The organism is Streptomyces phytophilus (genome assembly GCF_013870535.1).
Lineage (GTDB): Bacteria > Actinomycetota > Actinomycetes > Streptomycetales > Streptomycetaceae > Streptomyces > Streptomyces phytophilus.
Genome location: NZ_JACBXC010001003.1, coordinates 1 through 2,252 on the forward strand (window position 1 = coordinate 1; position 2,252 = coordinate 2,252).

Here is a 2,252-nt window from a genome sequence, read left to right on the forward strand (position 1 = left end):
GGGAGAGGTCCGTCGGCGAGTCGGCGAAGAGCACCTGCTGCCCGGCGCGGTCCGGCAGGTAGTCCGCCACCCCCGCCGACGACCCGACGCCGAGCACCATCGACACCACCAGCACGAACGGGATCAGAATGCCGAGTACGGCGATACCGCTGCGCAGCACGGCGGCGAGCCCCGCGGCGAGCAGCGCCATGAGCGTGAGGTAGACGGCGCCACCCACGACGCCGAGCAGCGCGCCGTCGTCGCCCGGGCCCAGGGCCCGGTCGCCGAGCGCCGCGCCGCCGACCAGGAACGACAGCAGCGTCGTGGGCAGCGCGACGGCGAACGTGAGCCCGCCGACGTGGGCGAGCTTGGCCGCGTAGAGCAGCCCGCGCCGCGGCACGGCGGCCAGCGTGGCGCGGATCAGCCCGCTCTGGTACTCGGACGACACCGCGAGCGTGCCGAAGACGATCGCGGCGATCTGGCCGGGGCCCACCCCGGTGAGGACGGAGAACAGCGGGTCGAAGTCGCCGTCGACGGTCTCGGCGCCGCCGAGGGCGGCGCTGGCGAGGATCCCGAAGCCGGCGGTGACGAGCAGCACGCACGCCAGCGACCACACGGTGCCGCGCAGCGTCGTGATCTTGATCCACTCGGAGCGGAGTACGGCGGTGGCAGTCATCTCAGACCCCTCCCCCTGCGCGCCTCGGCGAGTTGGTACGACTCCGAAGAGTAACGCGGGTTACTGACATCGGAGGCTGAGGCTACGGTTGCCGCAGAGCTGGGAGGGAAGAAACTATCGCCCGGGGGTTGACATAGGTAGCGATACGGAAAAATCCCGCGAACCGCGAACCGCGAACCGCGAACCGCGAACCGCGAACCGCGAACCGCGAACCGCGAACCGCGAACCGCGAACCGCGAACCGCGAACCGCGAACCGCGAACCGCGAACCGCTGGCGCACGCTTCCTGCCGACCGCACCCTCGTCGCCGTAGCGCGCACGGTCACCTCCACCGTCCGCCTGCTTGAGACCCTGCCCTCCCTCCTCCGCGACGACCCGCGCGTGGACGTCGTCTTCGCCCTCGACCCCACCTCCGCCTTCCACCACGGCGTACGCGAGCTGCTGGCCACGGCCGACGCCCGCACCGTCCCCTGGGACGAACTCCCCGGGCTGGACTACCACGCCATCGTCACCGCCAGCGAGAACGCGGACCTCAGCCGCACCCGCGGCCCCGTCCTCGTGCTCCCCCACGGCGTGGGCTTCCACAAGTTCGTGCCCGACTCCCGCGGCTCCGGGCAGCGGCTCGCCGGGGTGGTCCCGGCCGCCCTGCTCCAGCAGGAGCGCGCGTGGTACGCGGTGTCGTACCCCGGGCAGGCGGACACCCTTCTCGCGCACGCCCCGCGCGCCGCCGCCCGCGTCGTCCACGCCGGCGACCCCTGCTACGACCGCCTCCTCGCCTCCGGCACGCTCCGCGACGAGTACCGCGCCGCCCTCGGCGTGCCCGCGGACGGCCGGCTCGTCGTCGTCAGCAGCACCTGGGGGCCGCAGTCGCTCCTCGGGCAGGATCCGGAGCTGCCGCTGCGGCTGCTCGCGGACCTGCCCGCCGACACCCACCGCGTCGCCCTCGTCACCCACCCCAACGTGCGCTCCGCCCACGGCTCCTGGCACCCGCGCACCGTGCTCACGGCAGCCCGCGAGGCCGGGCTGCTCCTCATCCCGCCCGCCCAGGGCTGGCAGGCGACGCTCCTCGCCGCCGACGCCGTCGTCGGCGACCACGGCTCCGTCACCTTCTACGCCGCCGCCCTCGGCATCCCCGTACTGCAGGCTGCGTTCGGCGACGAGGTGGTCCCCGGTACGCCCATGGCGGAGCTGGGCCGCACCGCCGTACGGCTCGACGCCTCCCGTCCCCTGCGCGCGCAGATCGACCGGGCCGTCGGGGAGCAGGACACCGAGAAGAGCGCGAGCGTGGCGGCGCAGGCGTTCCCCGCCCCCGGGCAGTCGCAGGCCCTGCTGCGAAGCGCGCTCTACCGCCTGCTCCACCTGCCGGAACCCGCCGGCGAGCCACCGCGGCCGCCCGCCTTCCCCCCTCCGCGCGCCGAGCCCCGCGACCTGCCCCCGGCCGATGCGGCCGACGTCGTACGGACCGCGGTGAGCGGCGCCGCGGACGGACACGCCGTCTCCGTCACCCGCTACCCCGCCGCGGCCGCCGCCCGCCACTTCGGGGACCATGCCGCGCCCGAGGGCCCGTACGCCTTCCGGCATCTGTCCTGCGAGGTACG

Annotated in this window: 2 protein-coding genes; one reads left to right on the forward strand and one right to left on the reverse strand. The window is 74.6% G+C overall.

What is annotated here, in order from left to right:
- Positions 1-655 (reverse strand): ABC transporter permease (locus H5J30_RS28285; RefSeq protein WP_181790127.1); only part of this gene is annotated, 655 nt, incomplete at its 3' end.
- A 380-nt stretch (positions 656-1,035) separates the two neighbouring features.
- Here H5J30_RS28285 and H5J30_RS37545 point away from each other — a divergent pair.
- On the forward strand, positions 1,036-2,252 hold a 1,217-nt coding region (locus H5J30_RS37545; RefSeq protein ID WP_181790128.1), incomplete at its 3' end, for a hypothetical protein.